Origin of the sequence: Aquisalimonas asiatica, assembly GCF_900110585.1 — a bacterium.
Lineage (GTDB): Bacteria > Pseudomonadota > Gammaproteobacteria > Nitrococcales > Aquisalimonadaceae > Aquisalimonas > Aquisalimonas asiatica.
In genome coordinates this window covers 12,949-35,337 of sequence record NZ_FOEG01000004.1, presented here as the reverse complement: position 1 = coordinate 35,337, position 22,389 = coordinate 12,949, and the positions used below count along the sequence as shown (strand labels likewise).

At 66.0% G+C, this 22,389-nt stretch carries 20 protein-coding genes; all 20 read left to right on the top strand.

Annotated features, from left to right (window positions below; genetic code table 11):
* Positions 1-51 precede the first annotated feature (51 nt).
* The 20 genes from hisB (at position 52) to BMZ02_RS09945 (ending at position 22,271) form a co-directional block, all read left to right on the top strand.
* Entirely contained in the window at positions 52-645 is a 594-nt protein-coding gene (gene hisB, locus BMZ02_RS10040) for an imidazoleglycerol-phosphate dehydratase HisB (protein WP_091643083.1), read from the top strand.
* A gap of 26 nt (positions 646-671) precedes the next feature.
* On the top strand, positions 672-1,319 hold the full coding sequence (hisH, locus tag BMZ02_RS10035; protein WP_091643079.1) for an imidazole glycerol phosphate synthase subunit HisH: 648 nt from the start codon (positions 672-674) through the stop codon (positions 1,317-1,319).
* A gap of 10 nt (positions 1,320-1,329) precedes the next feature.
* Positions 1,330-2,082 carry a 1-(5-phosphoribosyl)-5-[(5-phosphoribosylamino)methylideneamino]imidazole-4-carboxamide isomerase gene (hisA, locus tag BMZ02_RS10030; RefSeq protein ID WP_091643076.1) on the top strand — a complete coding sequence of 251 codons (753 nt, stop codon included), beginning with the start codon at positions 1,330-1,332 and terminating at the stop codon, positions 2,080-2,082.
* Positions 2,079-2,864 (top strand): imidazole glycerol phosphate synthase subunit HisF, encoded by a 786-nt coding sequence (gene hisF, locus BMZ02_RS10025; protein WP_091643074.1) that lies wholly within the window; start codon positions 2,079-2,081, stop codon positions 2,862-2,864. Before hisA ends, hisF begins: the two co-directional genes overlap by 4 nt.
* Entirely contained in the window at positions 2,861-3,253 is a 393-nt protein-coding gene (gene hisI, locus BMZ02_RS19205) for a phosphoribosyl-AMP cyclohydrolase (protein ID WP_091643071.1), read from the top strand. Before hisF ends, hisI begins: the two co-directional genes overlap by 4 nt.
* The gene (locus BMZ02_RS10015) at positions 3,246-3,578 is read left to right on the top strand and encodes a phosphoribosyl-ATP diphosphatase (protein WP_245754007.1); all 333 of its coding nucleotides are present in this window, start codon (positions 3,246-3,248) and stop codon (positions 3,576-3,578) included. The genes hisI and BMZ02_RS10015 overlap by 8 nt, the downstream gene beginning before the upstream one ends.
* 37 nt (positions 3,579-3,615) lie before the next feature.
* Complete coding sequence (gene tatA, locus BMZ02_RS10010) at positions 3,616-3,897, top strand: twin-arginine translocase TatA/TatE family subunit (protein WP_091643066.1); 282 nt, start codon at positions 3,616-3,618, stop codon at positions 3,895-3,897.
* 112 nt (positions 3,898-4,009) lie between these two features.
* Positions 4,010-4,438 (top strand): Sec-independent protein translocase protein TatB, encoded by a 429-nt coding sequence (gene tatB, locus BMZ02_RS10005; protein WP_091643063.1) that lies wholly within the window; start codon positions 4,010-4,012, stop codon positions 4,436-4,438.
* The gene (tatC, locus tag BMZ02_RS10000) at positions 4,425-5,186 is read left to right on the top strand and encodes a twin-arginine translocase subunit TatC (RefSeq protein ID WP_091643060.1); all 762 of its coding nucleotides are present in this window, start codon (positions 4,425-4,427) and stop codon (positions 5,184-5,186) included. Before tatB ends, tatC begins: the two co-directional genes overlap by 14 nt.
* 458 nt (positions 5,187-5,644) lie before the next feature.
* Positions 5,645-8,476, top strand: coding sequence for a 2-oxoglutarate dehydrogenase E1 component (locus tag BMZ02_RS09995; protein WP_091643058.1), 2,832 nt, complete (start codon positions 5,645-5,647; stop codon positions 8,474-8,476).
* Positions 8,477-8,579: 103 nt separating this feature from the next.
* A complete protein-coding gene (gene odhB, locus BMZ02_RS09990) occupies positions 8,580-9,884 on the top strand; it encodes a 2-oxoglutarate dehydrogenase complex dihydrolipoyllysine-residue succinyltransferase (protein WP_091643055.1) in 1,305 nt (434 codons plus the stop codon).
* 58 nt (positions 9,885-9,942) lie between these two features.
* Positions 9,943-11,364 (top strand): dihydrolipoyl dehydrogenase, encoded by a 1,422-nt coding sequence (gene lpdA, locus BMZ02_RS09985; RefSeq protein WP_091643052.1) that lies wholly within the window; start codon positions 9,943-9,945, stop codon positions 11,362-11,364.
* A 227-nt stretch (positions 11,365-11,591) separates the two neighbouring features.
* Positions 11,592-12,590 (top strand): oxidoreductase, encoded by a 999-nt coding sequence (locus BMZ02_RS09980; RefSeq protein WP_091643049.1) that lies wholly within the window; start codon positions 11,592-11,594, stop codon positions 12,588-12,590.
* Between the two features lies 1 nt (position 12,591).
* On the top strand, positions 12,592-13,476 hold the full coding sequence (prpB, locus tag BMZ02_RS09975) for a methylisocitrate lyase (RefSeq protein ID WP_091643046.1): 885 nt from the start codon (positions 12,592-12,594) through the stop codon (positions 13,474-13,476).
* Between the two features lie 58 nt (positions 13,477-13,534).
* On the top strand, positions 13,535-14,662 hold the full coding sequence (gene prpC / locus BMZ02_RS09970) for a bifunctional 2-methylcitrate synthase/citrate synthase (RefSeq protein WP_091643043.1): 1,128 nt from the start codon (positions 13,535-13,537) through the stop codon (positions 14,660-14,662).
* Between the two features lie 111 nt (positions 14,663-14,773).
* On the top strand, positions 14,774-17,401 hold the full coding sequence (gene acnD, locus BMZ02_RS09965; protein ID WP_091643041.1) for a Fe/S-dependent 2-methylisocitrate dehydratase AcnD: 2,628 nt from the start codon (positions 14,774-14,776) through the stop codon (positions 17,399-17,401).
* 77 nt (positions 17,402-17,478) lie between these two features.
* Positions 17,479-18,660: a 2-methylaconitate cis-trans isomerase PrpF gene (gene prpF, locus BMZ02_RS09960; RefSeq protein WP_091643038.1), complete on the top strand. Its 1,182-nt coding sequence runs from the start codon at positions 17,479-17,481 to the stop codon at positions 18,658-18,660.
* Between the two features lie 84 nt (positions 18,661-18,744).
* Complete coding sequence (locus BMZ02_RS09955; RefSeq protein WP_091643035.1) at positions 18,745-20,196, top strand: bifunctional 2-methylcitrate dehydratase/aconitate hydratase; 1,452 nt, start codon at positions 18,745-18,747, stop codon at positions 20,194-20,196.
* Between the two features lie 229 nt (positions 20,197-20,425).
* Complete coding sequence (locus BMZ02_RS09950; RefSeq protein WP_091643033.1) at positions 20,426-21,076, top strand: hypothetical protein; 651 nt, start codon at positions 20,426-20,428, stop codon at positions 21,074-21,076.
* A gap of 19 nt (positions 21,077-21,095) precedes the next feature.
* A complete protein-coding gene (locus BMZ02_RS09945) occupies positions 21,096-22,271 on the top strand; it encodes a WD40 repeat domain-containing protein (RefSeq protein ID WP_139209194.1) in 1,176 nt (391 codons plus the stop codon).
* The last annotated feature ends 118 nt before the right edge of the window (positions 22,272-22,389 follow it).

Below are 22,389 nucleotides of genomic sequence, written 5' to 3'. Positions count from 1 at the left end.
GTGCTATGATGCCGACCCCATTCTGGCAGACCGCGAACAGGCGCTTCATCCATGGCTGACCGCAAGGCCACTGTCGAACGCAACACCCTGGAAACGCAGGTCCGGCTGAGCCTCGATCTTGACGGTCAGGGCCAGTCCGACCTGGACGTCGGGGTCCCGTTCTTCGAACACATGCTGGACCAGATCGCACGGCACGGCATGCTGGATCTCAACGTGCGCGCCAGCGGCGACACCCACATCGACGACCACCACACGGTGGAGGATGTGGGCATCGCGCTCGGCCAGGCGCTGCGTGAGGCGTGTGGCGACAAGGCGGGCATCCGCCGGTTCGGTCACGCCTACTGCCCGCTGGACGAGGCGCTGTCCCGCGTGGTGGTGGACCTGTCGGGGCGGCCGGGCCTGACGTTCAACGTGGACTACCCGCGGGATTCCGTGGGCGGCTTCGATGTAGAGCTCGTCCAGGAGTTCTTCCAGGGGCTCGTCAACCACGCCTTCATCACGGTGCATGTGGACAACCTGCGCGGCACCAACACGCACCACGTGGTGGAGACGGTCTTCAAGGCCGCGGGGCGCGCCCTGCGGGCCGCCGTGGAACAGGATCCGCGCCTGGGCGACGCGACGCCGTCGACCAAGGGCGCGCTCTGAGCCGACAGACCAGGGGATTCTCGGCGATGGCAACCATCGCGGTTATCGATTACGGCATGGGAAATCTGCGCTCCGTGGCCAAGGCCCTGGAGCACGTGGATGACCGCTCACGCATCGTGGTCACGCATGATCCGGCCGAAATCCGGCGGGCGGATCGCGTGGTGCTGCCCGGCGTCGGCGCCATCCGCGACTGCATGGCGGAGCTGCAGCGGCTGGAGCTGGACGCCGTCATTCACGAAGTCGCCCGCAACAAGCCCTTCCTGGGGGTCTGCCTGGGCATGCAGGCGCTACTCACCGCCAGCGAGGAGAACGGCGGCATGGAGGCGCTTGGCGTGCTCCCCGGGCAGGTCCGGCACTTCGCGGCAGGATTTGCCGATGCCGGTATCGCACCGCCCGGCAAGGTGCCCCACATGGGCTGGAACCAGGTGCGGCAGGCGACGCCCCATCCGCTGTGGCAGGGCATCGCCGATCACAGCTGGTTCTATTTCGTTCACAGCTACTTCGTGCCACTGCTCGAAGACGGACTGAGCGCCGGTGTCGCGCACTACGGCCTGGACTTTACCGCCGTCGTCGCGCGCGAGAATATATTCGCCACGCAGTTTCACCCGGAGAAAAGCCAGAGTGCCGGGCTCGACCTGCTTGCAAACTTCACCCGCTGGAACGGGACCGTATAGGCTGGAGATTATGCTGCTCATACCCGCCATTGACCTGAAAGACGGAAAATGTGTCCGCCTGCGCCAGGGCAACATGGATGACGAGACCATCTTCTCCGACGACCCGCTCGCCATGGCGGAACGGTGGATCGACGCGGGCACCTCGCGGATCCACATCGTCGACCTCAACGGCGCTTTCCAGGGGTTTCCGGTCAACGCGGACATCATCGGCCGCATCGCCGAGACCTACCCCGATGTCGAAATCCAGGTGGGCGGCGGCATCCGGGACTTCAACACCATCCAGACCTACCTGGACGTGGGTGTGGACTTCGTGATCATCGGCACCCAGGCGGTACGCACGCCGCACTTCGTGGATGACGCGTGCATGGAGTTTCCCGGCCACATCATCGTGGGCCTGGACGCCCGTGACGGCAAGGTCGCCGTCGAGGGCTGGGCCAAGGATTCCGGGCACGATGCGATCGGCATGGCGCAACGCTTCGAGCAGGCCGGCGTCGAGGCGCTGGTGTTCACCGACATCGGCCGCGACGGCATGATGCGGGGCGTTAACACCGGCGCGACCCGCGAGCTCGCCCGCAGCGTCGAGATCCCCGTCATCGCCTCCGGTGGCGTCACCAATCTCGACGATGTCCGCGATCTCTGTGACGCCGAGCAGGACGGCGTCTCCGGTGCCATCATCGGCCGCGCCCTGTACGAGGGCAAGCTGGACCTGCGCGAGGCGCAAGCGGTCGTCAACGGACAGGGGGCTTCCAGGGGCGTTTCATGACACTGGCCAAGCGCATCATTCCCTGTCTCGACGTGGATGAGGGGCGTGTCGTCAAGGGTGTGAAATTCCTGGACATCCGCGATGCCGGCGACCCGGTGGAGATCGCCAGGCGCTACGACCAGGCCGGGGCGGACGAGATCACCTTTCTCGATATCACCGCCAGCTCCGACGAGCGCGAGACGCTGGTCCAGGTGGTGGAGGCGGTGGCCGCCGAAGTCTTCATGCCACTGACCGTCGGTGGCGGCATCCGCACCCCCGCCGACATCCGCCGCATGCTCAACGCCGGCGCGGACAAGGTCGGCATCAACACGGCGGCCATCCACAACCCCGAGTTCGTGCGTGAAGCCGCCGAGCGCTTCGGCTCCCAGTGCATTGTCGTGGCCATTGACGCCAAGCGTGTGAGTAAAGAGGGTGAAACGCCGCGCTGGGAGGTCTTCACCCACGGCGGTCGCCGCCAGACCGGGATCGACGCCGTGGCGTGGGCAGGCCGCATGGCGGACCTTGGCGCCGGCGAGATCCTGCTCACGAGCATGGACCGCGACGGTACCCGGGAAGGTTTTGACCTGGCTCTGACCCGAGCCGTCAGTGACGCGGTGACCATTCCGGTCATCGCCTCGGGTGGTGTGGGCAGCCTGCAGCACCTGGTCGACGGAGTGGTCGATGGCGGCGCGGACGCAGTGCTCGCGGCCAGCATCTTCCATTTCGGCGAGCACACTGTCGCCGAGGCCAAGGCATTCATGGCGCGCCAGGGCGTCGAGGTGCGTCTCGAGGAGGGAGCATGAGCGATTCCGGATGGCTTGACACCCTTCAGTGGGATGAAGCCGGACTGCTTCCGGCAATCGCCCAGGACGCCGAGACCGGCGACGTGCTCATGGTGGCCTGGATGAACCGCGATGCCCTGGCCGCCACCGCGGAGCGCGGCGAAGCGGTGTACTGGTCACGCTCCCGTGGCCGGTTCTGGCACAAGGGCGAGGAGTCCGGCAACACGCAGACCGTGCGGGAGATCCGCATCGACTGCGATGCCGACGTCATCCTGCTCAAGGTCGATCAGCGCGGCGGTATCGCCTGCCACACCGGGCGCCGCAGCTGCTTCTTCCGCCGCCTGCACGACGGCCACTGGGAGACGGTGGACGCCGTCGTGCGCGACCCCGGGGAGATCTACCGTGACTGATCATGATCGCGATGCCGTACTGCATGCGGTGCACCAGGTGCTGCAGGCGCGCAAGGGCGCCGATCCGTCCAGCTCCTATGTCGCCGGGCTCTACGGCAAGGGACTGGATACGATTCTGAAGAAGGTCGGCGAGGAAGCCACGGAGACGGTGATTGCCGCCAAGGGAGGCGACCGCGACCAGGTTGTTTATGAAACCGCGGATCTGTGGTTCCATACACTTGTAATGCTGGCGGCTCTGGACCTCGGCCCGGCGGATGTCCTGGCAGAGCTTGAGCGCCGTTTCGGCCTCTCCGGGCTGGACGAAAAAGCGTCCCGCTCATCCTGAACAACGCGCGGCTCGACCGTGCAGGAGTAATGTGTCAATGGGTATCGGTGGAATCAGTGTCGGCTCTCTGCTCGTCATCCTGGTCATTGTTCTGCTTCTGTTCGGCACCAAGAAGCTGCGCAACGTCGGCACGGACCTGGGCGGCGCCATCAAGGGGTTTCGCTCTGCCATGAAGGAAGGCGAACAGGCCGGCACGGAGGCGAGTGAGGACAAGAAGGCCGAAGAGGCAGAGCCCGCTCAGCTGAGCCAGGCCGAGGACGATGCTGCGGTCAAGAGCGGCAGTGAGGAGCAGAAAAGCTCCCGGGAACAGTCTTCCTGAGCGCTTCGGCCCACGCCGTCGATGAACGCCGCCGGGAGTCACGGCGGCGGACGACGGAGGCCGGCCCTGATGCACGCCTTGCCCGCTGACCCTATGCTGCCAGCCTGCCATCATGTTTGATATCAGCTTCCCGGAAATGCTGTTGATCCTGGTGGTCGCCCTGGTGGTGATCGGCCCGGAACGGCTGCCGCGCGTCGCGCGCACCATGGGGATGTGGGTGGGACGGGCCCGCTCCGTGTTCAATTCCGTCAAACGCGACGTGGAGCGGGAAGCGCGGCTGGACGACCTGCGCAAGGCCGAGCGGGATTTCCGCAAGGACCTGGATCTCGGGCTCGACGAGGATGTCACCAAGGGGGAACGGACCAGCGCCCCCATCGGTGCATCGAAAAAGAAGACGGGCAAGGGCGCATCCGGCGGCAAGGGGCGCCCCTCCATCGCCGATGTTGACGCACCGGCCGGCGACGGCGCAGCCGATGGCGACGACGGGGTGACTCACGGCGAAACGGCGAAGGGCGAACGAGACAGCGATGGCAATACCTGAGTTCGACGAGGACCGGCCGTTTCTGAGCCACCTGCTTGAGCTGCGCTCGCGCCTGATGCGCGCGCTCGGGGCAACCCTGGTGGCCTTTCTCGCCATATACCCGTTCTATGATCACCTGTTCACGTTCGTGGCCTCGCCCCTGCGGCGCGTGCTGCCGGACGGGGAACTGCTGGCCATCCAGGTCGCATCGCCGTTTCTGATCCCCATGAAACTGTCTCTGGTGGCGGCGCTGTTCGTCACCATCCCGTACCTGCTCTATCAGCTTTGGGCCTTTATCGCCCCTGGCCTCTACAAGCACGAGAAGACCCTCGTGTGGCCCCTGCTGATCTCCAGCACATTGCTGTTCTACCTGGGCGCGCTGTTCGCCTACTTCGTGGTGCTGCCACTGGTATTCCCGTTCTTCGCCGGCGTCGCCCCACTGGGGGTCAGTTACCAGCCGGACATCAGTGAATATCTCAGTTTCGTGCTCACCATGCTGGTGGTGTTCGGGCTCGCGTTCGAAGTGCCCATCGCCACATTGCTCATGATCCGCACCGGCGCCACGACCCGCGCCAACCTGGCAGCGAAACGGCCCTATGTGATCGTCGCCGCCTTTGCCTGCGGCATGCTGCTGACACCGCCGGACATCATCTCCCAGGTCATGCTGGCCATCCCGGTCTGGTTGCTGTTCGAGCTGGGCCTGTGGCTATCCCGCTGGTACGGAGCCAGCGGCGACGATACCGCCGAGGAAAGTGAGTCACCGGACTGATCGAGTGCGCCACTCACCGGCCCTCCGGCACGGCTTCACGATGACACCGTTATCATCCATTTTGTGCCATTTCCCGCAAAATCGCCGCCGGGCGGTTGCCTCGGCATGACCCTGCGCGTTATTTTAGGCCGACAGATTTGTTGGAAACGCAAAAATTTACTAAGTAGTAAGTTTTCGCTTTCCGAGCAGCTGGAGCGCAATCAATTCCGCTCCACCATAACAACGCCCTCTCGGGAGGTGGCTGTTTATCATGGGGAACACCCCGGCAAGGCGGATGCTCCGCAACCGTCCGGCGCCCTGGCGCGGGACCACACCCCTGTTGCAGGAGCCCTGCCGTTGCCCACAGCCGCTCGCGGACACTGCCCCTGGCAGCCGCCTGCTGCCAGGCATTCGCCCTTCCCGATTCACCCTCAATCACTCAGTTCCTCCAAGCGTCACGACGACGAAGGTGGTTTGACATGTCAGGCTCTTTTCAACAGTTGCAGCGCAGCTCCTACCTCGCCGGCGGCAACGCCTCGTTCATCGAGGATCTCTACGAGCAGTATCTTCGCGACGCCTCACTGGTCCCACAGGAGTGGCGCACCTACTTCAAGGGCCTTGAAGACGCCCAGCCGAGGCAGGCCCGCGAAGTCCCGCACAGCCAGGTGCGCGAAGAGTTCGTTCGCCGCGCGCGACGCAACGGCGGGGCTGCAGCCAGCGCCGGTGGCGGCCCGGCCATGTCGCCGGACGCCGCGGAAAAACAGGCGGCGGTACTGCGCCTGATCAACGCGTGGCGCGTGCGCGGCCATCAGGCCGCGAACCTGGACCCGCTGGACCTGCGCGATGCCTCGCCCATTCCGGACCTGGACCCCGGCTTCCACAATCTGACGGAAACGGACATGGACGCCGAGTTCAACACGGGCTCGCTGTTCACGGCCGACCGCATGAAACTGCGGGACATCATCACGTTCCTCAAGAACACCTATGGCCGCACCGTGGGTTCCGAGTTCATGCATATCACGGACACCCGCGAGAAGCGCTGGATCCAGGAGCGCATCGAGCGGGTACAGGGACGCGCGGAGCTGGATGGCGACCAGCGCCGCACGACGCTGGAACGGCTGTCTGCGGCCGAGGGCATCGAGAAGTACCTCCACTCCAAGTACGTGGGCCAGAAGCGCTTCTCGCTGGAAGGCAGCGAAGCCCTCATCCCGCTGCTGGACGAACTCATCCAGCGCAGCGGCGCGCAGGGCGTGAAGGAGATGGTCATGGGCATGGCCCACCGCGGCCGCCTGAACGTACTCATCAACATCCTCGGCAAGTCGCCGGCGGACCTGTTCCAGGAGTTCGAGGGCAACTTCAACCTGGAGAACGCCGGCTCCGGCGACGTGAAGTACCACCTGGGCTACTCCTCCGACATCCAGACGCCCGGAGGCGCGCTGCACCTGGCCATGGCGTTCAACCCGTCACACCTGGAAATCGTCGACCCGGTGGTGGTCGGCTCGGCGCGCGCCCGCATGCAGCGCCGGCACGACCGCTGGGGCGAGGAAGTCCTCCCGGTGCTCATCCACGGTGACGCCGCCTTCGCCGGTCAGGGCGTGGTGATGGAGACCTTCCAGCTCTCCCAGGCCCGCGGGTTCTACACCGGGGGCACGGTGCACGTCATCGTCAACAACCAGATCGGCTTCACCACCTCCAACCCACTGGACTCGCGCTCCACCCTGTACTGCACCGAGGTGGCGAAGATGGTGCAGGCGCCAATCCTGCACGTGAACGGCGATGACCCGGAAGCCGTGCTGTTCGTCACGCAGCTGGCGCTGGACTTCCGTCAGCGGTTCAAGAAGGACGTGGTCATCGACGTGATCTGCTACCGCCGCCACGGCCACAACGAGGCGGACGAGCCCGCCGCCACCCAGCCGATGATGTACGGGAAGATCAAGAAGCACCCGTCGGTGCGCAAACTATACGCACAGCGGCTGCAGGAAGAGGGCCTGATCGGCAACGAGGATCCGGACACCATCACCCGTGACTACCGCGACGCACTGGACAACGAGGAAGTGGTCGCGCCGCACATCCTCACTGGCGTACGCAACGACTACGCGGTGGACTGGGGCACGTACTTCCAGGGCAACTGGGACGACCCGGTAGACACCAACCTGTCACCGCAGGTGCTGCGCGAGCTGAACGAAACGCTGCAGCAGCTGCCGGACCGTTTCGAGCTGAACCCGCGGGTCAGCGGTATCATGGAGAGCCGCCGCAAGATGGGCGCAGGGGCGCTGGCCATGGACTGGGGCTTCGCCGAGACCATGGCCTATGCCGGGCTGCTGCGCGAGGGCTACAAGGTCCGCCTGACCGGTCAGGACAGCGGCCGTGGCACCTTCTCCCACCGCCACGCGGTGCTCCACAACGCCAATGACGGCAGCACCTACGTGCCGCTGAAGAACGTCACCACCGAGCCGGAAGACTTCGTGGTCATCGACTCGCTGCTCTCGGAAGAAGCAGTGCTCGGCTTCGAGTATGGCTACGCCACCAACGACCCCCGCACCATGGTGATCTGGGAGGCGCAGTTCGGTGACTTCGTCAACGGCGCCCAGGTGGTGATCGACCAGTTCATCACCTCCGGGGAAACCAAGTGGGGCCGGCTGTCGGGGCTCACCATGTACCTGCCCCACGGCTACGAGGGCCAGGGGCCGGAGCACTCCTCGGCGCGTCTGGAGCGCTTCCTCCAGCTGTGCGCGGACAACAACATTCAGGTCTGCGTGCCCACCACGCCGGCGCAGTTCTTCCACATGATCCGCCGGCAGCAGCTGCGCAGCTACCGCAAGCCGCTGATCGTCATGACGCCCAAGAGCCTTCTGCGCCACAAGCTCTCCACCTCGGCGCTGGAGAATCTCACCGAAGGGCGCTGGCACAACGTCATCGACGAGATCGACGACATCAAGGTCAAGGACGTTCGCAAGGTCATCATCTGCAGCGGCAAGGTCTACTACGATCTGCTCACCGAGCGTCGTAACCGCGAGATCAAGGACACGGCCATCGTGCGCGTCGAGCAGCTCTACCCGTTCCCGGAGAACGACCTCTCCGCACTGCTGCGGCGCCGTTACGGCAAGGCCAAGACCGTCGTGTGGTGTCAGGAGGAGCCGAAGAACCAGGGGGCCTGGTACTCCAGCCAGCACCACTTCCGTCGCTGCATGAAGGAAACCCAGGAACTGCACTACGCCGGACGGGACGCCTCCGCGTCGCCGGCGGTGGGCTATCCGAAGGTGCACCACGAGCAGCAGCGGAAACTGGTCGAGGACGCACTGACCATCTAATCTCGTGGCCAGGGCCACGATCCGACATCAACGCCGGGCCTGTTGGCGGGCCCGGCTTCGCACGATCCGGACCAACCGGAGCCAATAACAAGCGAGGCACTGGATGAGCATCGAAATCAAGGTACCGCCGCTACCGGAATCCGTCTCCGAGGCCACCGTCGTCACCTGGCACAAGCAGTCGGGAGACGCCGTCAGCCGGGACGAGAACCTGGTCGACATCGAGACCGACAAGGTCGTTCTGGAGGTACCGGCGCCCGCGGACGGCGTCCTCGGCGAGATCAAGGCCGGCGAGGGCGACACGGTCACCGCCGATCAGGTCATCGGCACCCTGGACGAGCAGGCGACCGCGTCCGGTGGCGGCGACAAGCCCGCCGCCGCGTCTGGTGGCGAGCAGAAGCAGCAGGCGGAAGCCGAGCCCGCCAAGGCCCAGGGTGACCGCAGCCAGGCAGCCGAGGACGCGGAGCTCAGCCCCGCCGTCCGCCGCCTGGTGGACGAGCACCAGCTGGACCCCCGGGCCATCGAGGCCACCGGCCCCGGCGGCCGCATCACCAAGGAAGACGTGCTCCGGCACATGGAGAGCGGCAGCAGTGACAGCGGCCCCACGGCGGAGCCCTCGCAGCCACCGACACCGCCGGCACGGGACCAGTCCCGCGAAGCCAGGGAAGCCCAGCCGGAGCCCGCCCTGGGTGGCGCTCCCGCCGCAGGCGACCGCACCGAGCGCCGCGTGCCGATGACGCGCCTGCGCCAGCGCATCGCCGAGCGGCTGGTCGAGGCCCAGCAGACCGCCGCCATGCTGACCACCTTCAACGAGGTCAACATGAAACCGGTGATGGACCTGCGGGCCAGGTACAAGGAGCAGTTCGAGAAGACCCACGGCATCAAGCTCGGGTTCATGAGCTTCTTCGTGAAGGCGGCCTGCGAGGCGCTGAAACGCTACCCGGCGGTGAATGCCTCCATCGATGGTACCGACATCATCTACCACGGTTACCAGGACATCGGCATCGCCGTGAGCACCGACCGCGGTCTGGTGGTCCCGGTGCTGCGTAACGCCGAGAACCAGGGCTTTGCCGAGATCGAGTCCAACATCATCGACTTCGGCAAGCGCGCACGGGACGGCAAGCTGTCCATGGACGAACTCACCGGCGGCACCTTCTCCATCACCAACGGCGGCATCTTCGGCTCGCTGCTGTCGACACCGATCCTCAACCCGCCGCAGAGCGGCATCCTGGGCATGCACAAGACCCAGGAGCGGCCGGTTGTGGAGAACGGCGAGATCGTCATCCGGCCCATGATGTACCTGGCGCTGTCGTACGATCACCGCATCATTGATGGCAAGGAGGCGGTGAGCTTCCTGGTCGCGCTCAAGGAAATCATCGAAGACCCGGCCCGCCTCCTGCTGGAGGTCTGAGCCGCCCGGTCGCCCGGGCCCTGCGGGCCCGGGTTCCAGTCATTATCAGGAGTCACCCATGTCCAAGCACTACGATGTCATCGTCATCGGCGGCGGCCCCGCCGGCTACGTGGGCGCCATCCGCGCCGCGCAGCTCGGCCTCAGCACGGCTGTCGTGGACAACTTCATCTACAAGGATGGTGAGCCCTCCCTCGGCGGCACCTGCCTCAACGTGGGCTGCATTCCGTCCAAGGCACTGCTGGACTCCTCCGAGCAGTACCACAAGGTCAAGCACACCCTCTCCGCCCACGGCATCAAGGCCAAGGACGTGGAGCTGGACGTCAAGGAGATGATCAAGCGCAAGGACAAGGTGGTGAAGGACCTCACCGGCGGCATTGCGCAGCTGTTCAAGGCCAACAAGATCGACTGGCTGAAAGGGCACGGCAAGCTGCTGGACAACAAGCAGGTCCAGGTCACCGGGCAGAAGGGCGAGCAGGAGACCTACCAGGCGGAGAACGTCATCCTGGCACCCGGCTCCCGCCCCATCGACATCGAGGCGGCACCGCTGGACGGCGACCGGATCGTCAACTCCGACGGCGCCCTGGACTTCGACGATGTACCGAAGCGGCTGGGCATCATCGGCGCCGGCGTCATCGGTCTGGAGATGGGCAGTGTCTGGAGCCGCCTGGGGTCCAAGGTGGTGCTGCTGGAAGCGCAGGACCAGTTCCTGCCCACGGTGGACCAGCGCGTGGCCAAGAGCGCCCAGGCCGAGTTCAAGAAGCAGGGCCTGGACATCCGCTTCGGCGCGCGTGTCACCAACGCCAAGACGGCGAAGAACGTCACCGTCCACTACGAGGACAAGGACGGCAAGCAGAGCCTCCAGGTGGACAAGCTCATCGTCTGCGTCGGCCGGCGCCCGAACACCGGCGACCTGTTCTCCGAGGATGCCAACCTGCTGCTGGACGAACGCGGCTTCGTCAACGTCAACGAGCAGTGCGAGACCAACCTGCCGGGCGTCTACGCCATCGGCGACGTGGTGCGCGGCCCGATGCTGGCGCACAAGGGCTCGGAAGAGGGCGTCATGGTCGCGGAGCTCATTGCCGGCGGCAACGGCCACGTGAACTACGACACCATCCCCTGGGTCATCTACACGCACCCCGAGATCGCCTGGGTGGGTCGCACGGAGCAGTCGCTGAAGTCGGCCGGCATCCCGTTCAAGAGCGGCACCTTCAACTTCGGCGCCACCGGCCGTGCCCGCGCCATGGAAGAGACGGCCGGCATGGTCAAGATCATCGCCCATGCGGAGACCGATCGCATCCTCGGCGTGCACATCGTCGGCCCGCAGGCCTCGGAACTCATTGCCGAGGCGGTGGTGGCCATGGAGTTCCACGCCAGTTCGGAGGATCTGGCGCGCATCATCCATGCGCACCCGACCCTGTCCGAGGCCGTTCACGAGGCGGCGCTGTCCGTGTCCAAGCGGGCGATCCACAAGGCCAACTGAGGACTCCTGCCCGGCGCCCCGCAACCGGGGCGCCGGACAGTTCCAATCCAACCGGCGGGCCAGTATTGAAATAAAAAAGGGTATACACCCCACTGTTATGGCCCCAACCCCTGCCGAAACCCGCCATTTCTGCGTTTTTGTGTACTAACATTATGAATTGAAAGCGTTTTGGGAACCGCTCTTTCGCTGAGTTAGACTAGGCCTCCGCGTTGGATCAGGGGGTTATCATGAGTTCCTTCAAGGCTTTGCGCATTCACGAAGCAGACAAGGGCGTTGACTCCCGCGTCGAGGACATCACGATCGATGACCTCACCGAAGGTGCGGTGGAGATCCGCAACGCCTGGTCCGGTATCAACTTCAAGGACGCTCTGGCCGTTACCGGCAAGGGCAAAATCGCCCGCAAGTTTCCGCTGGTGGCCGGGATCGACCTTTCGGGCACCGTCGAGTCGTCGGAAGACCCGCGTTTCAAGCCCGGTCAGCAGGTGCTGGTCACCGGCTGGGGCATTGGCGAAACCCACGATGGCGGCTACGCCGAGCGAGCACGCCTCCCCGGCGACATGGTCGTGCCGCTCCCCGACGAGCTGGACCTGCGCCAGGCCATGGTCATCGGCACCGCCGGCTTCACCGCTGCCATGGCACTGGTTCGCATGGAGCAGAATGGCCAGCGCCCGGAGCAGGGACCGGTGGTGATCACCGGTGCCAGCGGTGGCGTCGGCAGCTTTGCCACGCGGCTGTTCAGCCGCGCGGGCTACGATGTCACGGCGATGACCGGCAAGCCGGCAGCGGCAGACTACCTCCGCAGCCTCGGCGCCAAGGCCATTCTTGATCCGGCGGACGTCGACTATGGCAAGGGCCCGCTGGCAAAAGCGGAATGGGCCGGCGCCGTGGACGCCCTTGGCGGCGACACGCTCGCCTGGCTCACGCGCACGGTGAAGCCCTTCGGCAACATCGCGGCGATCGGCCTCGCCCAGGGCATTGAGCTCAATACCACGGTCATACCGTTCATCCTGCGCGGCGCCAGCCTGCTCGGAATCGATTCCGTCTACTGCCCCGCGACCCTGCGCCTGAAGATCTGGGAGCGGGCCGCCCAACTGCTGAAAGCCGAGGACTTCCAGGCCATCGGCCAACGCGAACTGACACTGAACGACGTGCCCCAGGCCTGCGCCGACCTCCTGGACCGCAAGGTCCAGGGGCGCATGCTGGTGCGCCTTAGCGGAGAGCAATGACATGAGCCAGACACTCACACCCGGCGCGCGCTTCCGCGCCGCCCTGGAGGCCGAGCGTCCGTTGCAGGTTGCGGGCACCATCAATGCCTACTCGGCCCTGCTGGCCGAACGCGCCGGATTCAAGGCCATTTACCTGTCCGGAGGCGGCGTGGCGAACGCATCCTACGGTCTGCCGGACCTGGGAATCACCCAGCTGGCGGACGTGGTGGAGGACGCCGGTCGCATCACCAGTATCACCGACGTGCCGCTGCTGGTGGACGTGGACACGGGCTGGGGCAGCGCCTTCAACATCGCCCGCACGGTACGCGAGATGGAACGTGCCGGCGTGGCCGCCATCCACCTGGAGGATCAGGTGGCGGCCAAACGCTGCGGGCACAGGCCCAACAAGGAGCTGGTCTCCCGGGACGAGATGGTGGATCGGGTGAAGGCCGGCGTGGATGCCCGCCAGGACGACCAGTTCGTGTTCATGGCGCGCACCGACGCCTACGCCTCCGAGGGCATGGAGGCCGCCCTGGACCGGGCCAACGCCTACGCGGAAGCCGGTGCGGACATGATCTTCGCGGAGGCCCTGCACACCCTGGAGGAGTTCAAGGCCTTCGCCGACCGTGTACCGGTTCCGGTGCTGGCCAATATCACCGAGTTCGGTCAGACGCCGCTGTTCACCACCTCGGAGCTGCGCGACGCCGGCGCCCGGCTGGTGCTCTACCCCCTGTCGGCGTTCCGCGCCATGAGCCGTGCGGCGGAGCAGGTCTACTCCAGCATCCGTGCCAACGGCACCCAGGCGGAGGTGGTGGACACCATGCAGACCCGCGCCGAGCTCTACGACGTGCTCGGCTATCATGAGTACGAAAGCAAACTGGACGCGCTTTTCAAAAAAGACCAGTAAATGCGGCGATCCCCGGCGAACGGGGCCTGAATGCCCGCGAACGAGAGAGAGGCAAAGCATGACGGAGAAGAAAATCGGCGGGGCCGGCCTGCGTGGTCAGTCCGCAGGTGCCACGGCGCTGTGCACCGTGGGCCAGAAGGGAACCGGCCTGACCTATCGCGGCTACGACGTGCGCGATCTGGCGGACAACACCAGCTTCGAAGAGGTCGCCTATCTGATCCTGTACGGGGAGCTGCCCACCCGCAGCCAGCTGGACGCCTACATCCAGCGCCTCAAGGGCATGCGCGACCTGCCCCAGCCCCTCCGCGAGGTGCTCGAGCGCATCCCGAAGGATGCCCATCCCATGGACGTCATGCGCACCGGCGCCTCCATGCTGGGGAACCTGGAGACGGAGACCGATTTCTCCCAGCAGCAGGACGTGGCGGACCGCCTGCTGGCGGTGTTCCCGTCCATCATCAACTACTGGTATCGCTACTCCCACGACGGCGTGCGCATCGATCCCAACACCGATGACGACTCCATCGGCGGGCACTTTCTGCACCTGCTGCACGGCAAACCGGCGAGCCAGCTGCACGCGGACGTGATGAACGTCTCGCTGATCCTCTACGCCGAGCACGAGTTCAACGCCTCCACCTTCACCGCCCGGGTGTGCGCCTCGACCCTGTCGGACATGCACTCCTGCGTGACCGGCGCCATCGGCTCCCTGCGCGGGCCGCTCCACGGCGGCGCCAACGAGGCAGCCATGGCCATGATCGAGCAGTGGTCCTCCCCGGAGGAGGCCAGGCGCGAACTCAAGGCCATGCTGGACCGCAAGGACAAGGTGATGGGCTTCGGCCACGCCATCTACCGCGAGTCCGACCCGCGCAACGCCGTGATCAAGGGCTGGTCCAAGAAGCTCGCCGACGACGTGGGCGACACCACCCTCTACCCGGTGAGCGAGGCGGTGGAACAGATGATGTGGGACGAGAAGAAGCTGTTCGCCAACGCGGACTTCTTCCACGCCTCGGCGTACCATTTCATGGGCATCCCCACGAAGCTGTTCACGCCCATTTTCGTGATGTCGCGGCTCACCGGCTGGGCGGCCCACGTCATGGAACAGCGGGAGAATAACCGCATCATCCGGCCCAGTGCCGACTACGTGGGCCCGGAGCTGCGCGAGGTCACGCCCATCGACCAGCGCGGCTGACACACCGCCCGCGAATCCCCCGGGCGTCCGTGTGACGCGGCGCCCGGGCCATTGCAGGACCCCGGCGCGGCACGCCCCGAGCCCCGCCATGAATCCGAGACGGATACCGCCATGTCTGACGTGACCAACACCGACTACCGCAAGCCCCTGCCGGGCACCGATCTGGACTACTTCGACGCACGCGCAGCCGTGGACGCCATCAAGCCCGGCGCCTGGGCCGGCCTGCCCTACACGTCCCGCGTGCTGGCGGAGAACCTGGTGCGGCGCTGCGAGCCGTCGCAGCTCACCGACTGTCTGACGCAGCTCATCGAACGCCGGCGCGACCGGGACTTCCCCTGGTATCCGGCCCGGGTGGTGTGCCACGACATCCTCGGCCAGACGGCCCTGGTGGATCTGGCCGGCCTGCGCGACGCCATCGCCGAGAAGGGCGGCGACCCGGCCAAGGTCAATCCGGTGGTGCCCACCCAGTTGATCGTCGACCACTCCCTGGCGGTGGAGCACGCCGGCTTCGAGAAGGACGCCTTCGAGAAGAACCGCGCCATCGAAGAGCGCCGCAACGAGGACCGCTTCCACTTCATCGACTGGACCAAGAAGGCCTTCGACAACGTCGACGTGATCCCGCCGGGCAACGGCATCATGCACCAGATCAACCTGGAGAAGATCTCCCCGGTGGTGCAGGCCGTGGACGGTATCGCCTACCCGGATACCTGTGTTGGTACCGACAGCCATACTCCGCACGTGGACGCCCTGGGCGTGATCGCCATCGGCGTCGGCGGCCTGGAGGCGGAGAACGTCATGCTCGGCCGCGCCTCCTACATGCGCCTGCCGGACATCGTCGGCGTGGAGCTCACGGGTAAGCCACAGCCAGGTGTCACCGCCACCGACATCGTGCTGGCGATCACCGAGTTCCTGCGCAAGGAGCGGGTGGTGTCGTCGTATCTGGAATTCTACGGCGAGGGCGCCAGGGCGCTGACCGTGGGCGACCGCGCCACCATCTCCAACATGACCCCGGAGTTCGGCGCCACCGCGGCCATGTTCTATATCGACCAGCAGACCCTGGACTACCTGACCCTCACCGGCCGCGAGCCGGAGCAGGTGAAGCTGGTGGAGAACTACGCGAAGACCGTGGGCCTTTGGGCGGACGACTTGGAGACCGCCGAGTACGAGCGCGTGCTGCGCTTCGATCTCTCCTCGGTGGTGCGCAACGTCGCCGGCCCCTCCAACCCGCACAAGCGCGTCTCCACCACGGACCTGGCCAAGGCCGGCATCGCCGGCGAGGTGGAGGAGCGTGACGACGGCCTGATGCCCGACGGCGCGGTGATCATCGCGGCGATTACCAGCTGCACCAACACCAGCAACCCGCGCAACGTCATCGCCGCCGGGCTACTCGCGAAAAAGGCCAATGAACTGGGCCTGCAGCGCAAGCCCTGGGTGAAGACGTCGCTGGCCCCCGGCTCCAAGGCCGTGCAGCTCTACCTGGAAGAGGCCAACCTGCTGTCGCACCTGGAAGATCTGGGCTTCGGCATCGTCGCCTTCGCCTGCACCACCTGCAACGGCATGAGCGGCGCCCTGGACCCGAAGATCCAGCAGGAGATCATCGACCGGGATCTCTACTCCGTGGCGGTGCTCTCGGGCAACCGCAACTTCGACGGCCGCATCCATCCGTACGCCAAGCAGGCCTTCCTGGCCTCGCCGCCCATGGTGGTCGCCTACGCCATTGCCGGCACCGTGCGCTTCGACATCGAGAAAGACGTGCTCGGCCATGATGCCGACGGCAACCCGATCACCCTCAAGGACCTGTGGCCCAGCGAGGACGAGATCGACGCCATGGTTAGTGACTCCGTCAAACCGGAGCACTTCCGCAACGTCTACTTCCCCATGTTCAAGAAGTCCACCGACGCGAAAGTGCAGGTGAGCCCGCTGTACGACTGGCGCCCGCAGAGCACCTACATCCGCCGCCCGCCCTACTGGGAGGGGGCGCTGGCCCACAAGCCGACCCTGCAGGGCATGCGCCCGCTGGCGGTGCTGGGTGACAACATCACCACCGACCACCTCTCGCCCTCCAACGCCATCATGGCCGACAGCGCGGCGGGTGAGTACCTGGCGAAAATGGGCCTGCCGGAGGAGGACTTCAACTCCTACGCCACCCACCGGGGTGATCATCTCACCGCCCAGCGGGCAACCCTGGCCAACCCCAAGCTGATCAACGAGATGGCGGTGGACGCCAACGGCGAGGTGCGCCAGGGCTCGCTCACCCGGCTGGAGCCGGACGGCAAAGTCATGCGCATGTGGGACGCCATCGAGACCTACATGGAGCGCAAGCAGCCGCTCATCATCATCGCCGGCGCCGATTACGGCCAGGGCTCGTCCCGCGACTGGGCCGCCAAGGGCGTGCGGCTGGCCGGCGTGGAGGCCATCGCCGCCGAAGGCTTCGAGCGCATCCACCGCACCAACCTGGTGGGCATGGGCGTAATGCCGCTGCAGTTCCCGGAGGGCACCACCCGCAAGACCCTGGGCCTGGACGGCACCGAGGTCTACGACGTGGAAGGCGAACTTGCCCCGGGCGCGACGCTGACCCTGGTGGTGACCCGCGCCAACGGCGAGCGCGTGGACGTGCCGGTGATCTGCCGGCTGGATACCGCCGAGGAGGTCTCCATCTACGAGGCCGGCGGCATCCTGCAGCGCTTCGCCAAGGACTTCCTGGAAGCGGACCCGGACGCCACTGCCCTGGAGCAGTAACCGCGAGTCTCCGACCCTGAACCACCCCGCGCCGCTCCCGCAGCGGCGCGGGCCTCACGACGACGGAACCCCGAGTCATGGCGCATCAACCCCAGATCCGTATCCCCGCCACCTACATGCGCGGCGGCACCAGCAAGGGCGTGTTCTTCCGCCTGCAGGACCTGCCGGAGGCCGCGCAGGTGCCCGGCGCCGCGCGGGACAACCTGCTGCTGCGGGTGATCGGCAGCCCCGACCCCTACGGCAAGCACACCGACGGCATGGGCGGGGCCACGTCCAGCACCAGCAAGACGGTGATCCTCGCCGCCAGCGACAGCCCGGACCACGACGTGGACTACCTGTTCGGCCAGGTCTCCATCGACAAGCCGTTCGTGGACTGGAGCGGCAACTGCGGCAACCTCTCCGCCGCCGTGGGGCCGTTCGCCATCGCCAACGGCCTGGTGGACCCGGCCCGCATTCCGGACAACGGCGTGGCCGAGGTGCGCATCTGGCAGGCCAACATCCAGAAAACCATTATCGGCCGCGTACCCATGGTGGACGGCCAGGTGCAGGAGACCGGCGATTTCGAGCTGGATGGGGTCACCTTTCCCGCCGCCGAGGTGCCGGTGGAGTTCATGAACCCGGCCGACGGCGAAGGCGCGCTGTTCCCCACCGGCAACCTGGTGGACGAACTGGAGGTGCCCGGCGTGGGCACCCTGCAGGCCACGCTGATCAACGCCGGCATCCCCACGGTGTTCGTCAATGCCGACGCCATCGGCTATACCGGCACCGAGCTGCAGGAGGCCATCAACGGCAGCACGGAGCAGCTCGCCATGTTCGAGACCATTCGCGCTCATGGCGCCGTGCGCATGGGGTTGATCGACCACGTGGATGAAGCCGTCAACCGCCAGCACACCCCCAAGGTGGCCTTCGTCGCCCCGCCCAAGGATTACGAAGCGTCGAGCGGCAAGAGCGTGCGCGCCCCTGACATCGACCTGCTGGTACGGGCGCTTTCCATGGGCAAGCTGCACCACGCCATGATGGGCACGGCGGCAGTGGCCATCGGCACCGCCGCCGCCATCTCCGGCACCCTGGTGAACCAGGCCGCGGGCGGCGGCGACCGGGACAGCGTCCACTTCGGCCACCCCTCCGGCACCCTGCGCGTGGGCGCGAAGGCGGTGCAGGAGAACGGCGAGTGGACCGTGGCCAAGGTGAGCATGAGCCGTAGCGCCCGCGTGCTGATGGAGGGCCATGTGCGTATCCCCGGGGACGTGCTCGCGTAATGGCGGACGGGCAGCGCCGCTGACGTTCCCGCGACCGCTGAACTATAGTCGGACTATCCACCCACGCGAGGAGGAGGCCGACCCATGAGCGCAGCCGACGGTATCAAGTCCGCCAAGCGGCCCGATCCGGATCCCGAACTGGTGGCCATGGCCGAATACGTGGCCCACGCCGCCATCGACAGTGACGAGGCCTATGACACCGCCCGCCACATGCTCATGGACAGCCTGGCCTGCGCCATGCTCGCCCTGCAGTACCCGGCCTGCACCAAGCTTCTCGGGCCGGTGGTGCCGGAAGCGCAGATGGCCAATGGCGTAAAGGTGCCGGGCACCGCCTACCAGCTCGACCCGGTGCAGGGCGCGTTCAACATCGGCGCCATGATCCGCTGGCTGGACTTCAACGACACCTGGCTGGCGGCGGAGTGGGGCCACCCCTCCGACAACCTGGGCGGCGTGCTCGCGGTGGCGGACTACATCAGCCGCCGTAACATTGCCAATGGCCGCGAGCCGCTTACCATGCGCGACGTGCTCACCGCCGCCATCAAGTGCCACGAGATCCAGGGCGTGATCGCGCTGGAGAACAGCTTCAACCGCGTGGGCCTGGACCACGTCATGCTCTGCCGCATCGCCACTGCCGCCGTGGCCACGAAACTGCTGGGCGGTGACAAGGAGGACGTCGTCACCGCCCTGTCCCACGCCTGGATCGACGGCTCCAGCCTGCGCACCTACCGCCACGCCCCCAACACCGGCTCGCGCAAGAGCTGGGCGGCGGGGGATGCCTCCGCCCGCGGCGTGCGCCTGGCGCTGATCACCCGCACCGGCGAGATGGGCTACCCATCGGCGTTATCAGCCAAGGGCTGGGGCTTCAACGACGTGCTGTTCAAGGGCAATTCCCTGAAGTTCAGCCAGGGCTACGGCAGTTACGTCATGGAGAACATCCTGTTCAAGATCTCCTTCCCGGCGGAGTTTCACGCCCAGACCGCCGCCGAGGCGGCCATGACCCTACACCCGGAGGTGGCCGACCGCATCGACGAGATCGACCGAGTGGTGATCGAGACCCAGGAAGCGGGCGTGCGCATCATCGACAAGACCGGCCCCCTGGACAACCCGGCCGACCGCGACCACTGCATCCAGTACATGACCGCCGTGCCGCTGATCTTCGGCCGCCTCACGGCGGATGACTACGAGGATCACGTCGCCGCCGACCCGCGCATCGACGCCCTGCGCGACAAGATGGAGGTCACGGAGAACCCGCAGTTCTCGAAGGATTACCTGGACCCGAACAAGCGCTCCATCGGCAACGCCGTGCAGGTGTTCTTCCAGGACGGCTCGAAGACCGAGCGCGTGGCCGTGGAATACCCCATCGGCCACCGCCGCCGGCGCGACGAGGGCATCCCGGTGCTGGTGGAGAAGTTCGAGGCCGCCCTCGCCACCCGCTTCGCACCGCGCCAGGCGGAGCGCATCCGCCACGCCTGCGCCGATCAGCGGCGCCTTGAAGAGCTCCCGGTCAACGTGTTCATGGACCTCTGGGCCCTATGAGTAGGGTGGACCTTCAGGTCCACCGATATAGCCACGATGGTGGACCTGAAGGTCCACCCTACGGGCGCCCGGCGCCGCCTCGGCCATGATCGACTAGCCGTAGGGTGGATCTTCAGATCCACCATGTCCGGCTTCAAACACACACTCCATGCAGCCGCACAAGCGGCTTTGCGCGACGCCATGAATCCGGTTATCTTTGATCTGGTTATCTACGGAAGGATAATTCAGCATGCAGGATGCAGCGACCGACGGCTCCTCGACTCGGGAGAGGGCCGTCAGACCCAGTGAACGACGTGAACTGACGTTTACCGCCCGACGCGCCGAGGACGGCGTGATCGCCACCGTCTCGGTCTATCGGGTCGATGGGCACGGACGGCAACAGGGCGAGCCCATTGCCTCCACCGACGTTACCCTGCGGGCCGGCCAAACCGAGTATGTCGCCCCCATCACGCTGCCGGACGGCGGCGGAGGCTGTTGCAGCGGCGGTGATCAAGCTGCAGGCCTGCGCTTCGACATCAAGTCGGGCGGCACGCGCAATCGAACAGCGTCCCCGCTGGCGCGCGTCCTCCAGCCCCTGCGACTCCACCTGCAGGCGTCACCCGATCTCGACTGGAGCCCGGCGTGGAATAACGCGCGCATCACCATCCTCGATCGCGACACGGACGTTCGCCACGAGGGCTACGCCGATGCCAACGGCAACGCCGTGGACGACGAGGTTCGCATACTCCCGGGCACACCAGCCGTTTTCCGCATCGACGGGCCGCTACGCGCTCCCCTGCGAGTGAAGTGTCTGCCGCCGGTGGCAATGGTCAACCTCCGTCACGCCCTCGATGATTCGAACACGCTTATCAGCGTGAGATCTGGCGAAGAACGCTCTTAGGGAACGGGGGGTTCGGCCGATGGGGATAACAAAACGCTTACTGCAGCTGGTAGTGATCGCGATGATCACCGCCGGGCTCGGAGGGTGCGCGACCGTCTCCCCCGGGCGCGCCATGGTCGTCAGCGTCTCGGAGGACGGGCGGTATGTGGTTAGTTCACATGAGGACCGGCGCCTCATACTGTGGGACGTTGAGAGCCAGAGCCGGCGCGTCATCAGCCGTCGCGCCAATATCTACTCTGCCTATTTCATCGAGGGACAGGACGCCTTCCTGTGGCAGGACCTCAACGACATCGTCCACGTCCAGGCCGTCGACGGCGAAGTCCTCAACCGCTTCGAGCACGTCCCCGTCTACGGCCACGCCATGGCGTCGGATCTGCAGGCGTACTTCTCCTCGGACGCCGAGTTCCGGATCTACCGCGGCTGGGGCAAAAACCAGCAACTGGTCAAGATCGACGATGATCGCCCAGCGTTCCTTGGCACCCTGCAGAACATCATTCTCCACGAACCAACCGGCACCTTGCTCACGGCCGGCCACGGCTCCTCCTGGGACAGCTACCCAATTGATCGCTTCCACCCACGGAAAAGGGAAGGGCATGATGGCGCCGCCTACGACGGAGTAGTCCTTTGGGACATGGAGACCCGCGACCCTCTCCATAAAATGGCCGGGCTCTCCAGCAGGGTCCACGGCGACATCAGCCCGGATGGCCGCTATGTCGTCGCTGCCGGCGAGACCGGCACCACCCGGGTCTGGCGCACCGAAGACGGCGAAGAGCGATGGCGGTTGGCGAGCTACAACTTCGGCATGCTCCGCGAGGATCCTGACACCGGCGAGACCGAATGGGACGACAGCAACCTCATCGACACCCCCGACATCCCCAGCCCCTTCTACGGCGACGAGACCATTGATGGGCGCAACGTCGCCGTTACCTTCATCGACGACGAACATTTCATCCGCATCCCTCGGCGACACGCGTACGCCGCCCTCTACCACATCGACAGCCCCTGGCACATCGCCTTCCTCGACCTCGGCGACGATCCACCCCACGCCAAGGACCGCTACATCCCGTCGGTGGACGCCTCCTGGCAGGCCAACACCCTCGTCACCGGACAGAAGTGGCCCCATGGCGGCATCAACGTCTACCGCTTCGACCCCGAAACAAAAGAACTGGAGCGCGTGTGGAGCCCCCGGGGATAGCTGACGCTCTGAGCCAAACCGGCCGCGAGTGGCACCCCGCGCACAGTGGGGTTTACCCGTCCGGGGACCAACCAATTCCGCAGGACCCGTAGGGTGGACCTTCAGGTCCACCATCTTC

Excerpts from the sequence above, each read along its gene's own strand:
- hisH (WP_091643079.1), top strand. The coding sequence starts at position 672 with ATGGCAACCATCGCGGTTATCGATTACGGCATGGGAAATCTGCGCTCC.
- BMZ02_RS09980 (WP_091643049.1), top strand. The coding sequence starts at position 11,592 with ATGAGTTCCTTCAAGGCTTTGCGCATTCACGAAGCAGACAAGGGCGTT.
- tatB (WP_091643063.1), top strand. The coding sequence starts at position 4,010 with ATGTTTGATATCAGCTTCCCGGAAATGCTGTTGATCCTGGTGGTCGCC.
- tatA (WP_091643066.1), top strand. The coding sequence starts at position 3,616 with ATGGGTATCGGTGGAATCAGTGTCGGCTCTCTGCTCGTCATCCTGGTC.
- prpF (WP_091643038.1), top strand. The coding sequence starts at position 17,479 with ATGGCGCATCAACCCCAGATCCGTATCCCCGCCACCTACATGCGCGGC.
- prpB (WP_091643046.1), top strand. The coding sequence starts at position 12,592 with ATGAGCCAGACACTCACACCCGGCGCGCGCTTCCGCGCCGCCCTGGAG.
- lpdA (WP_091643052.1), top strand. The coding sequence starts at position 9,943 with ATGTCCAAGCACTACGATGTCATCGTCATCGGCGGCGGCCCCGCCGGC.
- acnD (WP_091643041.1), top strand. The coding sequence starts at position 14,774 with ATGTCTGACGTGACCAACACCGACTACCGCAAGCCCCTGCCGGGCACC.
- tatC (WP_091643060.1), top strand. The coding sequence starts at position 4,425 with ATGGCAATACCTGAGTTCGACGAGGACCGGCCGTTTCTGAGCCACCTG.
- BMZ02_RS09950 (WP_091643033.1), top strand. The coding sequence starts at position 20,426 with ATGCAGGATGCAGCGACCGACGGCTCCTCGACTCGGGAGAGGGCCGTC.
- prpC (WP_091643043.1), top strand. The coding sequence starts at position 13,535 with ATGACGGAGAAGAAAATCGGCGGGGCCGGCCTGCGTGGTCAGTCCGCA.
- hisI (WP_091643071.1), top strand. The coding sequence starts at position 2,861 with ATGAGCGATTCCGGATGGCTTGACACCCTTCAGTGGGATGAAGCCGGA.
- hisB (WP_091643083.1), top strand. The coding sequence starts at position 52 with ATGGCTGACCGCAAGGCCACTGTCGAACGCAACACCCTGGAAACGCAG.
- BMZ02_RS09955 (WP_091643035.1), top strand. The coding sequence starts at position 18,745 with ATGAGCGCAGCCGACGGTATCAAGTCCGCCAAGCGGCCCGATCCGGAT.
- BMZ02_RS09945 (WP_139209194.1), top strand. The coding sequence starts at position 21,096 with ATGGGGATAACAAAACGCTTACTGCAGCTGGTAGTGATCGCGATGATC.
- hisF (WP_091643074.1), top strand. The coding sequence starts at position 2,079 with ATGACACTGGCCAAGCGCATCATTCCCTGTCTCGACGTGGATGAGGGG.
- odhB (WP_091643055.1), top strand. The coding sequence starts at position 8,580 with ATGAGCATCGAAATCAAGGTACCGCCGCTACCGGAATCCGTCTCCGAG.
- hisA (WP_091643076.1), top strand. The coding sequence starts at position 1,330 with ATGCTGCTCATACCCGCCATTGACCTGAAAGACGGAAAATGTGTCCGC.
- BMZ02_RS09995 (WP_091643058.1), top strand. The coding sequence starts at position 5,645 with ATGTCAGGCTCTTTTCAACAGTTGCAGCGCAGCTCCTACCTCGCCGGC.